General features: G+C 44.4%; 11 protein-coding genes. 4 read left to right on the top strand and 7 right to left on the bottom strand.

Features of this window, described 5'->3' with window-relative positions; all coding sequences use genetic code 11:
- Nucleotides 1-32 precede the first annotated feature (32 nt).
- Nucleotides 33-1403 (top strand): GGDEF domain-containing protein, encoded by a 1371-nt coding sequence (locus VHA02S_RS19800; RefSeq protein ID WP_050567815.1) that lies wholly within the window; start codon nt 33-35, stop codon nt 1401-1403.
- 37 nt (nt 1404-1440) lie between these two features.
- Here VHA02S_RS19800 and VHA02S_RS19795 read toward each other — a convergent pair whose 3' ends face one another.
- Nucleotides 1441-2073, bottom strand: coding sequence for an SDR family NAD(P)-dependent oxidoreductase (locus tag VHA02S_RS19795; protein ID WP_038898684.1), 633 nt, complete (start codon nt 2071-2073; stop codon nt 1441-1443).
- A 292-nt stretch (nt 2074-2365) separates the two neighbouring features.
- On the opposite strand from VHA02S_RS19795, the gene VHA02S_RS19790 reads away from it, so the two are divergent.
- Nucleotides 2366-3625 carry an HD-GYP domain-containing protein gene (locus tag VHA02S_RS19790; protein ID WP_038898685.1) on the top strand — a complete coding sequence of 420 codons (1260 nt, stop codon included), beginning with the start codon at nt 2366-2368 and terminating at the stop codon, nt 3623-3625.
- 93 nt (nt 3626-3718) lie between these two features.
- Here the strand turns inward: VHA02S_RS19790 and VHA02S_RS19785 are convergent, their stop codons facing one another.
- Nucleotides 3719-4321, bottom strand: a complete 603-nt coding sequence (locus VHA02S_RS19785) for a 2OG-Fe(II) oxygenase (RefSeq protein WP_009698095.1) — start codon at nt 4319-4321, stop codon at nt 3719-3721.
- Nucleotides 4322-4489: 168 nt separating this feature from the next.
- Nucleotides 4490-5257, bottom strand: a complete 768-nt coding sequence (locus VHA02S_RS19780) for a TerC family protein (protein WP_009702297.1) — start codon at nt 5255-5257, stop codon at nt 4490-4492.
- 339 nt (nt 5258-5596) lie between these two features.
- Here VHA02S_RS19780 and VHA02S_RS19775 point away from each other — a divergent pair, with 339 nt between their 5' ends.
- Nucleotides 5597-6553: a LysR family transcriptional regulator gene (locus VHA02S_RS19775; RefSeq protein WP_050567813.1), complete on the top strand. Its 957-nt coding sequence runs from the start codon at nt 5597-5599 to the stop codon at nt 6551-6553.
- A 16-nt stretch (nt 6554-6569) separates the two neighbouring features.
- Here VHA02S_RS19775 and VHA02S_RS19770 read toward each other — a convergent pair whose 3' ends face one another.
- The 4 genes from VHA02S_RS19770 to VHA02S_RS19755 form a co-directional block, all read right to left on the bottom strand.
- Complete coding sequence (locus tag VHA02S_RS19770) at nt 6570-7451, bottom strand: YjjW family glycine radical enzyme activase (protein ID WP_038898687.1); 882 nt, start codon at nt 7449-7451, stop codon at nt 6570-6572.
- A 21-nt stretch (nt 7452-7472) separates the two neighbouring features.
- Nucleotides 7473-9017 (bottom strand): YjjI family glycine radical enzyme, encoded by a 1545-nt coding sequence (locus tag VHA02S_RS19765; RefSeq protein ID WP_038898688.1) that lies wholly within the window; start codon nt 9015-9017, stop codon nt 7473-7475.
- A gap of 207 nt (nt 9018-9224) precedes the next feature.
- Nucleotides 9225-9851, bottom strand: coding sequence for a LysE family translocator (locus tag VHA02S_RS19760; RefSeq protein WP_005444463.1), 627 nt, complete (start codon nt 9849-9851; stop codon nt 9225-9227).
- Nucleotides 9852-10174: 323 nt separating this feature from the next.
- The gene (locus VHA02S_RS19755) at nt 10175-11386 is read right to left on the bottom strand and encodes a cyclic di-GMP phosphodiesterase (protein ID WP_005444470.1); all 1212 of its coding nucleotides are present in this window, start codon (nt 11384-11386) and stop codon (nt 10175-10177) included.
- Between the two features lie 460 nt (nt 11387-11846).
- Here VHA02S_RS19755 and VHA02S_RS19750 point away from each other — a divergent pair, with 460 nt between their 5' ends.
- Nucleotides 11847-13553 (top strand): putative bifunctional diguanylate cyclase/phosphodiesterase, encoded by a 1707-nt coding sequence (locus tag VHA02S_RS19750; RefSeq protein ID WP_038898690.1) that lies wholly within the window; start codon nt 11847-11849, stop codon nt 13551-13553.
- The last annotated feature ends 50 nt before the right edge of the window (nt 13554-13603 follow it).

Here is a 13603-nt window from a genome sequence, read left to right as displayed (position 1 = left end):
TATTCCTATCACATTTTGTTCTCGTCATTCTCATGATCGGCGGTTTGGGTTACTACAATTTTCATAACTCAATGGACACGATCGTAAAGACGACGATTACCTCTCGCGAACAAAGCGCAAGTGCACTTGTTCACCATGTGAGTGACGCGGTGCACGGGGGTAACTATGCCAACCTAATGCTGCCTAGCTTTAAAAACCAATTAAAAATGCATACTGATCTCCGTTATTTTTACGTCAATGGTTATTCCTCTGTAACTAATACTCCCATGTCTGTTACCTATAATCGCAACGCAGACGAAATCTGGCGGACTGACTACCCTCCCACGTTTGAGCAAGACTTGGAGCAACGCATTGCTAGATTAACCTCCGTTAAAAATGCTGGCTCAAAGTCCAGTATTAAAGTGAACTATCTGCTCGCGCGCCTTAATGACGCTCAAAACCAATTCCACCTCAGTCAGGAGTTGAAAAAGAACTACACGCTAGACCTAGCACCCTGTCGTATCGTTGGAGAAAGCCATCTCAGTTTCGACAAGAATATTCTCTACATAACTTTGCCATTAACAGGGAATAATCAAGGTAATATCGAACTGCTTTATGACATCGAATTGGTTAGTGACATACGTGATGCATTTTTGATGGACTCTATTCGCGAACTTGTTCTGGGCATGATGATTTCATATCCTCTCTTGTTCTTATTGTCTTACCATATTTCCTCTCCTATTAAGAACTTATCGACCTTTATGCGTCAGAACTTTGAGGCTATAAGCCTATTGCAAGTACCTAACATGAAGAGAAAAGACGAAATAGGCGATCTTGCTCGTGCATTTAGCCTTCTTGTAGATAAAGTAGTAAGAAAAAACAGAGAGTTAGATAAAATGGTTAAGCACGATCCTCTTACCGGCTTGTACAATCGGCGTTCACTTGAAGCCTCGTTCCGCTCTCTGTGCTATCAAGCTAATAAAACGTTTATCGCCTGTTTTTTTATCGATATAGACCACTTTAAAGAGTTTAATGACCATAGAGGGCATTTAGAGGGAGACAAAGCGCTTAAGCGCGTCGCCGACGCCTTGGAATCTTTTGCCGCTCAAAGCCATGGTTATGCATTGAGACTGGGTGGTGAAGAGTTCGTTGTATTAGCGCCAGTACATGATGCCAGAGAAGCGATCGCAAAAGGCAATCAGTTACGAGGAAGAATAAAGCAGCTCAAGATTATTCATCAAGATGAACCGGAACCTAAATATCTGACAGTCTCTATAGGAGTTAGCCTTTCTGAACGAACTCAAGCTGATGCGATCAACCCAAACGGGCTGCTAGATGAATCCGATGAGGCACTGTATGCTGCTAAAAATTTAGGGCGAGACCAAGTCGCATTGTATTCAAATGAAAACAGGGACAGCGCCTAAACACTCTCCCTGTTTTTGATTCATTCGATTAGCACATTTAGTACGTTAATTCTGGATCGACACAATGGAAGATCTCTCCGCTTCCTCTGCCGTCTTCAAGCATGTCAAAAATCAAACGAGCAACTTCTTGACGATATACCAATCCGTGCACTTCTTTCGGCTCGACCAAAACACCGTTGCCTGTCACATCACCATCTTTAAGGCCACCTGGGCGAATAATGGTGTAATCCAAATCACTAGTCTGTAACCATGCTTCTGCTAATGACTTCTCCCGGACGACACCGCCGAAGCCCGCTTTAGAGCGTTCAGAGAGATACTGCCAGCTGTCACCACAACCGAGAGACGTCACCAATACAAAACGTTTCAGTGAAGCGTGGCAAGCAGCGTCGATAAGATGGCGATGACCAAGATAATCCACCGGAATATCCGCACGAAAGCTGCCCATAGTACTGATGATGATGTCATCTTGATTAAGCTGCTCGACAACCGCATTCACCTCAGTCGCTACCGTTGCATCACACGTAAAGGTCGAGTGGCATATCGCCTTCAATTCCGGATTCTTATCTGGATTTCTTGCTACGCCAATCACTTGAGTACCCTTATCAGCAAAATACTGCGCAATTGCCAAACCAAGACCACTGCTCGCGCCCCATATAACGACTCTTTTCATAATTTACCTTTCACAATACACATGATAATGAGAATACTTTACATCACTATTTGTGTGGTTTTCAAAGGAAGTCAATCGAACAAGGAGAAATCTTTCGAAATCAATACGTAGTTCAAAGAAATGACCAAGAGTTCTGGGCTTCGGATGAATTTTACGTGCGACAAGCAGTATTATTCTCGGCATAACTATAACTAAGCCATGTGCACCCTTTTTAGGTATCAGTTCGCTGTCGCATTCCCCTAAAAAATCAAAATAAAATAAGCACAGGCGAGTAAAAACGTCGGTAATTACAATGAAGCAATCTTCCCACTCCATCTCGGGGTTTGAAGTCGATCTAAAACAAGCCCTGATCTGGGTAGCGCGTGCGTTAGATTACGTAGGCGTAGACGATACACACCATAGCCATCGAGTCGCCTATATTGCCTATCAATGTGCGATCACCTTAGGTTGGGACATCAAAAAAGCAGAGTTCTGTTACTTTGCTGGCATGATCCACGACTGCGGAGTTTCTGAGACCCGCGAGCACATGATGCTGCTTGAACAGCTTGTTCCTCAAGACGCCAAAGCGCACTGCATCCGTGGCTACCACACGCTTAAGCAATGTCGGTTGCTCACTCAATTCGCAACGCCAATTCTTTATCATCATACGCACTGGAAAGAACTCGAACAGATCGATCTTCCGACATTTGAAAAAGACGTCGCTGCACTGCTTTACCTTTCTGATCGTCTCGATTTTATGCGTGCGTATTACGTATCTAACTGCCATAGCGACCTTGTCACCTTACATGAGGAACTGATTGCCGAGTGTGTAATAGCAAATGCGGGCACGCTGTTTAACCCAAACATGTGCGACGCGATGGTTCAATTGATCATGACAGATGCGTTTTGGTTTGCGATGGAGTCAGAGCATATCGAAACGATTGGACTTCAATTTGAGAATATAGACTGGCTGCAAAAACAACTAACCATAGAAGACATGAACAGCTTGGGTTTGTTCTTAGCTCGTATTGTTGATGCCAAGAGCCCTTTTACTTATCAACATTCACAAAAGGTCGCTGAACTGTCTCGTTACTTGGCGAAGAAAATGGGGTTGGATGAGCACGAACAAGAGATGATTTTTATTGCTGGACTCGTTCACGATATTGGTAAACTCAAAACTCCGGATGAGATCCTTCATAAGGAAGGACCGCTGGACAAACACGAATACACTCGAATTAAACGTCACACCGTGGACACAGAGTTAGCACTGCTTAAAGTGTTTCCTAACGCCAAAATTGCTGAATGGGCTTCCAATCATCACGAGCGCTTAGACGGCTCAGGTTATCCCTACCATAAAACAGGTGAAGCCTTGGACGTTCCATCGCGCATTATTGCGGTCGCGGATGTCTTTCAAGCACTTTCTCAAGATCGTCCCTACCGTGGACGCATGACGCAACAAGAAATCGCCATCATCATGGATGAGCAGATCAAATCGGGTAAGTTCTGTGCTGATGTATATCGAGTTTTGTCATCACACATGCAAACGTGTTATGAGCTCTCCACTCAAGCTTAACGCCGAGCCGTAAACAGAATAAAACAAAGGGACACCAGATTGGCGTCCCTTTGTTATTTCAAACGTATTTCAACGCGACCACAATAATAAGGTCTAGTGAGCGATGTCGAGCTGGTTATCTTTGACACCGTTAATACGGAACCAACCTGCAATACTGAATCGCTCAGCGTTTGTCGGCAACACTTCGTGTGGGAATTGCTCAGATAGGAATACGAACAGACGACCAGAACGCGGTGGAATAGTCGCAATTTTGTTGTCATTCAAATCGTACACCACCAACTCACCTGCATCTTCTTCGCTCCACGACTCATTCATGTAGAACACCGTGGTTAGGCGGCGGTTTTCATTGCCCTTAAAGCAGTCGAGGTGTTTTTGGTAGAAGTCACCTTTCTCGTATTTCGCGAAGTGCGCTTCGTACTCAAACAAGCCTAGAAAGAAATGACGGTTTGCTTCCAAACGGATCTCTTCCATCTTATCTAAGAAAGACGCCACTGGTGCACCCATGTCGCGTTTCAACCATTGGATCTTGTCACTGCGAATGGTTTCAATACGAGTCACGTCGTCGTTACGACCAATACGTGCTTTCTTCCAATCATCAGGAATACAGTCACGCAGCTCAGCCACTTCCTCTTGAGAAATAAAATCATCCCAGATGTAGTATCCGTGCGTCGATAACGCGTCGATCAGTTTGTTCATTCTATTTTGTTCACTCGTATAGGTTTGGGCGGTCTATATAAGAAATCCGTGCTACAACAACAAATTCCATTTTCTATCGACACGACAAATCCACACAGTTCACAGAATACAGACGTAAAAAAGCCGCTCTCAAGAGCGGCTCAGTTTGGTTCAGTTGCTACGTTTCAATTATCGAGTTTGAAGCGCAACAGAACGAGGCCGGATTGGACGAATTCGCTGAATCACTGGGCGTTGTTTTTTCTTTAGCTGGATATGACACATTTCCAACACTAGACCAAACGCCATCGCGAAATACACGTAACCTTTGTTGATGTGAATAGCAAAACCTTCTGCCATCAACAGACCACCTAGCAATACTAGAAACAGTAGAGCAAGTGTCTTAAAGCCCGGGTAACGCGTCACTAGATTGTTGATTTTCTCCGCCGTTAATACCATTACAATTGCTGACGAGATGATTGCCGCCACCATAATAGGTACCTCGCTCGTTAAACCAACTGCGGTGATCACCGAGTCCATTGAGAACACAGCGTCAACTGCAACGATCTGCAGTAAAACCACGGCAAGACCAGTACGAACATGAGTCGAGTGACCGTGTTCTGTATGCGTTAACCAACTCCACAACTCTTTCAAGCTTTTCGCCAATAGGAACGCACCACCCGCAATCATAATTAAATCACGGCCAGTAAATGCGTAGTCGCTAAAGCTGATTAACGGCTGAGTAAGCTGCATGATCCAAGAGATCGAGAACACCAAAACAATGCGAGCCATAACGGCAAGACCGATACCTAGGTTTCGGGCAAGTTTACGCTGGTGTTGTGGTAATCGTTCACACAGAACGGAGATGAATACGACGTTATCAACGCCTAAGACAACTTCAAGAGCAAACAAGGTAGCGAAGATAGCCCACGCTTCTGGTTGCATAAAAAGTTCTAACATGAGTACGCCTCCGATGATTGGAAGCCATACAGTGAATTGTTCAGTCGACTAAAGGGGTCGTCCATTAAGTTTATTTAAACCTCTGTTACTTAGGAAAGTTGAGTAAATCACCTCTCCTATTTGTTCGCAATCCCCTATTTTGTCAGGCTTATGTCAACCATCTTTCGTCCTCTAAGGGTTATTGCCACTACTCACCCCTATAAAGTGCCCAGTTGAGCCAAATCTTTATATAGAACACGAAAAGAAACACCTCTTTTTGCGTGCTTCAACAATCGTAAAAAAATGTTTCACAATAATATTTTGATATACTGAGAAAAATCACACTAGTTAGTCTTACGAATGGATTACATAACACTCTCACGCATTAGCCTTAAACACCTCACCGTATTGCACATGTTGCTCACAACACACAGTGTGACTCAAGCAGCAGAACAGCTTTGCGTGACCCCTTCTAGCGTGAGTAAAACGCTAAGCCAATTGCGCGACATTCTTAAAGATGACCTTTTTTACCGCGATGGCACTCGCTTAGTCCCAACGCCGTTTGCTTTAAACATCGGTCCTTCGGTACACGGCATTCTTTCCAGTATGAACGGTTTGCTTTATCAAGGCTTATTCAATCCTGCGTATTACGAAGGTCGCTTCTCTTTGGCGATGCGTGAAAGTACCTTTGAAATTTTCGCACCAATGCTACAAAACCTATCTCAACAAATGGGCAGTCGAGCACAATTGAACGTCTACGCGAAAGAGCAGATGAGTTTTGATTCTTTAATCCGTGGACAAGTGGACTTTATGATTCTGCCGCACGATATCAGCCAACCACCTACGCATAATAAAGACTTGGTTTGGCAAACGATTTTGGAAGATGAGATGATCTGTTTGATGGGCAGTAACAACCCATTGTCAAAAGAAGATCTCTCGGTAGAAAACTACTTGTGTGCTAGGCACATTGGCATTCACGATAAAGACTTATCTCAACCTTACTTTGAGCAGAACTTAACTCAGCGCTACGCCAAACGCAGTATCGCGATGCACGTGGCGGACTTTGGGTCCGCAGCTGTGATGTGTCACCACTCAGACTATCTGTTCACTTGTTCAAAGCTTTGGGCACAAATGGCACTACAAGCGAAAGGATTAGTAGAAAGACCATTGCCGTTCGAATATGGACAAGTGGCGTATAGCTTGGTGTGGAACAAAGCGAGCCTCAACGATCCCGCTTTAAGATGGCTACAACAACAAGTGCTTAAGGCGTGTGAAACCTTGGGAGGATGCAGCAAACCAAGAGTGAATAAACTTTAAAGTTATCCCTCCTGCGTTACACATAGACCGATGGCATGGTCATTGGTCTGCTAACGAATTGGCTCAATTGAGCGTGGAAGCGCTCCATTTCATCCTGAGAGCATTTCTCCCAGCCAAGGGCTTCGCCTGTTACACCATGATGCTGAAACGCGTTCAAACGAATGTTGACTGATTCAGGTAACGCTTGCAGATAGTGCCCAACAGTTGCGACTTCCGTATCGAGATCGCTCTTACCTGGAATATGCAGTAAACGCACTTCATACAACTTGCTTGCTTCGGCTAAATACTGAATTGCTTGAAATACACGGTGATTATCCCGCCCTACTAACCAGTGATGCGTTTCACTTTGCCACGATTTTAGGTCGATCATCGCCCCATCCATATACGGTAGGACTTTTTTCCAACCTGCGGTAGATAAAGAGCCATTGCTATCAATGAAGCAAGTAAGATGTTGCAATTCAGGGTCCTGTTTAATCCCTCTAAACAGCGCAATAATGAAAGGAAGCTGTAAGGTAGATTCCCCACCGGATACCGTCACACCGCTAATAAAAAAGCGCTGTTTTCGTATCAAATCGAGCATTGCTTCCACAGAGTAGTCAGTAATTTTTGGATTAGATTGGTGCTGACATATCTCTATACAACGGTCGCAGTGGGTGCACTCCTCTTTAAGCCAAACAACGTTGTTGCTTTTGTCGAACTTCAGTGCGCCAACAGGACACTCGCTCACACAATCCCCACATTGGTTGCAGTGATTGATTGTGTGCGGATTGTGGCAGTTGATGCACTGATAGTTACAACCCTGTAGAAAGATGACTAGACGGTTTCCAGGTCCATCAACACAAGAGAACGGAAGGATACGAGTTACCTTAGCCAAGAGGTGTTCCGATCGTCTAGCCATCTTATTCTTATCCGTCACCAATTACTTAGCGTAAATCGGTGACATTTCATGACTCACCACACGTGGAGAACGCTCCAAAATACCAGTGTTCTTCGCCGCTTCTGCGCCTAGGAATGTAGTATTAGTACGTGAACCTTCTGCATCGTATTTCGCGATATCAGACAGCTTCACCATGTAACCCGTCACGCGAACCAAGTCGTTCGATGCTACGTTTGCCGTAAACTCGCGGTAACCAGCATTCAATGCGCCTTTACATAGGTTGAACATCGCTTCTGGGTTCGATTTCACGGTTTCGTCGATAGTCAGAATGTCACTGATGCCAGAACGGTAGTATTGGTGATGACCTGCCGTCGCTTGCACGTAAGACACTGGATCTGGTTCGTTGCCGTAAGGAATGCGCACACCCGGCGTCACATCCAAATCTAAGCTGATGCCACCTTGCGCGTGCAGTAGCGCTTTGCCTTCCAAACCAAATTTCACTGATGTGCTTTCTACCAATTCAGCCAATTTCGCAGAGATCTTATGACCTAGCTCATTTGCCGCTGTGTCTTGACCATAACGGCTCGCATTGCCCTCTTTCTCTAGCAATACGTTTACCGCTTCTGCCATGCCATAAATGCCATACATTGGCGCAAAACGAGACTCTTCGATCAGACCTTCTTGCGTTAGAAAGCCTTTAAAGAATCCAGATTTCTCATGCAAATGTGAAGCTCGAGCATCCATCAACTCAACCATCAAACCGTGGTATTCTGGCAGAACGTTGTTGAAGAAATCTTTACAGTTATCTGCACGATTCGCTGCTTCTTTTAGATTCATACGCACTAACGTGTTTGAACCACCAGCCAATGGCAGAGAGTTGTAGCAACTCACGATACCAAAGCGACCACCTTCGTACGCGCTCACATGCATTGGGTAGTTTGCGATGTGCGGCTTGCTGCACTCACAAATGTTTTGTGTTGCTTGTTTTAACAGGTCGTCTGGTGTAACTGCTTCGTCGTACATGAACGTTAAGTTTGGCGCGATCTGTTTTAGCTCTGCGTCAACTTTCAAAATCGTACGACAAATGATGTTGTCCGTAGGACCAATATTCACGTGCATGAATGCGTCTGGCAATGTGCGATCAAGCATGACCCAGAAGTGTTTCAGTTTTTTGTATATTTGCTCGTCAGTTAGGTCACCCACGTAAGGCATTAGCACGTCATCAAGTTGACCAAGGTAAACGGGAATGTTGGTTACCGAAGGCACGTGATGATAAATGATGGTCAACATGTTGATCGCATCATCAAAATCTTCTGCTGGAGCTAACTCCAAGTATTCAGAACCTTGAGAAAGAAATTTTGCGTAATCTGGCAAAACATAGCGCGGCTTAAATGGCGCGTGACCTTCAAACATGTCACATATGACGCCTTGCTGCATCGCTTGGCTTACCTCGTCAGAGACGGTCATATATGGAATTGTGGCTTCGGCTTCCAAAGCAAGAAAGTTTGATTTCTGTTTTGGAGATAAGTTGCTATCGGTCGCGATAGCAAGGAAACGCTGCTGAAGATCAGAAAGGCTTTGAGTCATCTAAGATGTTCCTGGAGAAAATACAACGAATACGTCCTTTCAAATCGTTTGCTCACTTTTGAGCATTGGTTGAAAGGACGCGTTGAATTCTACGCCTTGAGAGTCTTTGCCACTAATGAAAAAAACCAAAAAGTTGATTTCCATTTTGGAAATAAGATTTTGCTAATTTAGCCTAAGTTTTAATAACTTAGCGAAATAATTATCAATTCAGCTACGATGCGCAGTCGACAACATAACGCCCGCGCTAATGAATACACCGCCCGTTAAACGATTGAATAACTTCGCTCGTCCTTTCGCAAATAACCAATCCGATGTTTTCACTCCCAGCAAACCATAGAAGGTCAGCCAGCTCAGTTCAAACACCACAAAGGTACTAGCAAAGACAATATATTGAGTGAATAACGATGCAGATGGGTCAATAAATTGAGGAAACAGCGCGGTAAAGAACACAATGGCTTTCGGGTTACTCGAACCCACAATAAAACCACTGGTAAATGCGCTTAAATAATTCGAAGAAGATTGCTCCGGTTGCGCTTGTGAGAAATCCGTTTGTTTAGAGCGTAATGCTTGAATACCAAGCCAAATAAGATACGCAGCACCACACCATTTAATGATGTTAAACACCAGTTCTGAAGAGGCGATAACGACGCCAAGCCCAGTAAAAGATAAGGTAAGAATTATGGTAATTGCCGTCAGACTGCCAAGGGCGGTCGCAAAGGCATGGCGAAATCCATTACTGACGCCCTTACTCAAACAAAGCAGCGAGCTAGGACCAGGAGAGGCAGTCAGAACAAGTATCGCAAGGGTGTAGTAGATCCAAGTATCGAGTTGCATTGGCGCTCCTTTCCAATGTGTTGATGGGGGTACAGATCGTGTAGCCTACTTGCCTTTCTCGACGTTTCTATCCATGAAACGTAACGCGGAAAGACACCACATAGCTTTTATGAAAGCTGAACGACGATAACTGAACAGGCTCAAAACCAACCTAGCTTTTAGTAAAGCCTATGAGTAAGCAAGCTAAGTAGAAAAACTCAGTTTGCCTCGCTTCTAGTCCACTTTGAGCTGTTTAGTTATGCAATCAACATACTGGTAATATGCAACCCTGTAAAGCGATTCGTTACTCGACAGATATTGTGAATAACCCATCTTAATTGCGCTTAATCGTAGAAAGGTTTTGGATCCACTTCTAACGATGATGGCGCTACTGCTTTCTCAACCGAATGTGAGCTGTTTTTTAAATCTACCATAGCAACATCGATGTAACGCTTGTACTTACGTGAGTAGAAACACTTCACGATGGGTTTAAGTGGCTGAGAATCGTTGGATGTCCACACAATGCCAACTCGGCCATCACTCAATTGTACTATCGAGCCCACAGGGTACACACCTATGCAGTTGATGAACTTGTACACCAAGTCGGGATCAAGGTGGAATGGCGTCAAACTCAATAAGATTTTAAACGCTTCTGCCGAGCTCATGCCCTTTTTGTAGACGCGATCCGCCGTCAATGCATCATAGATATCAACGATACAGCTCATGCGCCCATGCATCGGGATTTGCTCACCCGATAAGCCCAGTGGGTAACCAGTACCATCAAGTTTCTCGTGGTGCATCAAGCACACATCACGACTCACGCTACTCAACCCTTTAACGCCAACAATGATCTCACCTGCGAACACTTGGTGGAGTTTCATGTGTTCAAATTCTTCCGGTGTTAAGCGAGCAGGTTTATGCAAGATCTCATCATCAACTTTGATTTTACCAACATCATGAATGATGCCGCCGATCGCAAGTTGTTTCAGCGTCTCTTTGTCTAGCCCTAAATGCTTACCGAAAGAAACCAACAAACAGGCGACATTCACTGAGTGCTCCAAAAGGTAACTGTCTTTTTGGCGCAGCGCTGATACACATTGGAGTGCATCAGAATCGATGAATACGCTGTCAATCATGTCATCGGCCCACGATTCAATCTCGTTGACCTCAATGATTTTTCCTTCAAAGGTTTGGTTCAGCAGCTTTTGCGCTAAACACTTCGCTTCCGCAATCAGTTTTTTGGCACGCTTGTGCTGCGCCTCGCGGGAACGGAACGCTCGCTGGATTTGAGGGGTGGTCGTGATTTCAGAAGCTGACAACGTAATGTCATGCTCTTCCTCAACAGGCTTAAAGACGCACTGCTGCGCTGAGAGTTTCTGATCGACCCAAACGTACTTTACGCCGCTCGCATGCAGTTTTTTGATGCCCTGCTCCGTAGAGACACGACCAGCATTCGCGAGGTTGACACGTTTGTTCTGTTCAATCGCAGTAACGAACATACCGATACTGACGTCTGCGATCGCTATTTTTATTGAGTCTTCTGGTTTGTACTGCATACGCGCAACTTGTTAACACTTATTATTTAGCAAACGCATTATAAGAGATCTGACCATTCACTGTTATAAGAATTCACTATCATTTAGAATTAATGAGCTTTTGGTCAATATATGAGACAACATCTCCACAATAAACCACTTTTATTTTATGGACTTAGGTCAAGATTTCATCACAGATGCTGACAATTTCGATAATTTGGGTGCTGAATCAATAACTTCTCAATACAAATGGTATTTACTGTTGACTAAGTTTTATAAATACCGATTATTAGTCGCATTACTCTAATAATTATTCTACTTACACATAAACACCGTAAGCTCATTAACATAACAGACTGTCAATCTGGACCGACTTCTTTCGTTTGCAGTGTAAAAGGACAAACTTCAAAAATATGTCATTTGCGTGTAGCTCGACTTATATACTTATCTCCAAGACGGCTTGGGTTATGGGGGAAGTATCTTGACCAACAAGGTTGATCAAACTATTTCAGAACACGATCGTGATTTTTTACAGAGCGTTGAACAACGCTTCATTCATATCTTCGATGTGTTTAATGAAGGACTCTTCTACATGGATGAGTTCGGCAGCATGGTTTTTTATAACCAGCGTTTTTATGAGCAGTTCGGCATCAACGCTGGGCGTATCAACCTCGATAGATGGTTAGAGTTGGTGCACCCGTTAGATCGAGAACGCTTATCTAAACGTGTCGATGAACACATCACGACCGACAACACTCGCGTCACGACCACCTACCGCCTTCGTAAACCCAACGGACAATATGTTTGGATCGAAGGCGTTGCAATGACCAAAGAAACCGAACTGGGTCATTATATGGTTGGCAGCCATCGCGATATTTCTGAACGTAAGTTGATGGAGAGTTACATTCATCAAGTCGCTTTCCATGACAACGCATCCGGTATGGCCAACCGCGCTCACTTACTGCTTAACATCAGTGAATGCGTAAAATCCAACGGTGCTCATGCGTCGATTTTTTACATCCAGATCGAAGAGATCAAGTCGTACCTAAACCAATACGGTAGCGAACTTGTTGATGGTTTAGTAGAAAAGCTATTGCAAACGCTTAGTCACTTACCTTCACCAAACTGCACGGTTTATCGTGTTCACGATGACGACTTCGCGATTTTGGTACTTGACGACGTGCCGCTCGAACAGTTGCAAGAATACGCACAGACCATCAAGCAAAATTATCACGATGCCGTTGTCGAACAAGGGCAATATCTTGGCAGTAACATCAGTATCGGTTTATACCCTTCCATCGATCCGGAACACTCTGCTGAAGAAATTTTGCGTAAAGCCGCACGCACTTGCCAATACGCCAATGAGAAGAACAAAGATCGTATTGCCGTATACAGCCAGAAAACGCAGTATGCGGTAGATCGCTATTTCTTTATTGAGCAAGGCTTAAAAAACGCACTTGAAGAGCGAACACTGAGTGTAAAATTCCAACCAATCGTCAGTGCATCCGATCTGCAAGTCGTGAGTTTCGAGTCTTTGGTACGTTGGCGCAGTAAAGAGTTCGGTGAGATCTATCCAGACGAGTTCATTCCCGTCGCAGAAAACAAAGGCTTGATCGTTGAGCTTGGCTATCAAGTATTCGAGAAAGCGTGTCAGTTCATAAAGAGCTATCGTGAGCGCTATCAAAACCAAGTAAGGGTGAACGTAAACGTATCAGTATTACAGCTTCTCAATAGCGAATTTCCAAACAAAATTAAAGCAATGGCTGACGAAGTAGGAGTCGAGCCACAAGCAATTGTTTTGGAGCTTACTGAAACCTTTATATTGGACAATAACCAGGCAGCTATTGCTCCTTTGAACACCTTGAGTGAGTTGGGCTTCGCTCTCTCTTTGGATGACTTCGGTGCTGGTTACAGCTCATTAAACTGCTTCTTCGATCTGCCAATGACACAGATTAAGATTGATAAGTCGATGGCTTGGAAGACATTAACCAACCGCTCCTCTCATGAGTACCTGAAGTTCTTGATCACTATGTGTCGCGAACAAAATATAGAAGTGGTTATCGAAGGGATTGAAGACGCAAAAATGCGCGACTTCTTTACCAGTATGGGCGTGGACTACCTACAAGGCTATTGGTTCTCGAAACCGCTTTCAGTGGCGAGCGCAAGCCGATATACCTTAAGTCAATAAAGGCGCTCACTAAGAATCGGTCCTCATCATTGAACTTCCCTGAGCTGGAG

The sequence above is a fragment of the Vibrio harveyi NBRC 15634 = ATCC 14126 = KCTC 12724 genome (assembly GCF_001591145.1).
Classification (GTDB): domain Bacteria; phylum Pseudomonadota; class Gammaproteobacteria; order Enterobacterales; family Vibrionaceae; genus Vibrio; species Vibrio harveyi.
This window is presented reverse-complemented; position numbering and strand designations above follow the sequence as displayed.